Genomic DNA, 280 nt, shown 5'->3' on the forward strand with positions numbered 1-280 from the left:
GAGGTGCGTATCAAGAAAAACGACTGTAGCGTCTTTTTTTACTTTGCTAATATGATCGATAAGAACGATACCCTCTACACCAAAGCTACACGCGTAAACTAAATCATTTCCATAAGTTTCATACGCCCACTTAATGACACCTAACGTATCAGAGGAAGCGAGTTGATCATTAATGTCCCGGTAATTTTCTTCTGATAGATGTTCAAAAGTGTAATTTTTCAAATCTGAAGCATTGTTTTTCACCATGTTTATATTCCTCCTCCTTGATCATGTATGGAGC

At 37.1% G+C, this 280-nt stretch carries 1 pseudogene; it reads right to left on the bottom strand.

Annotation, left to right across the window (positions count from 1 at the left end):
- Nucleotides 1-246 (bottom strand): annotated as a pseudogene (locus AOA60_RS01605) (hypothetical protein); the annotation flags it as partial.
- Between the last annotated feature and the right edge of the window lie 34 nt (nucleotides 247-280).

The organism is Pseudomonas sp. 2822-17, assembly GCF_002742485.1.
In the GTDB taxonomy this organism is placed as follows: Bacteria; Pseudomonadota; Gammaproteobacteria; order Pseudomonadales; family Pseudomonadaceae; genus Aquipseudomonas; species Aquipseudomonas cyclaminis.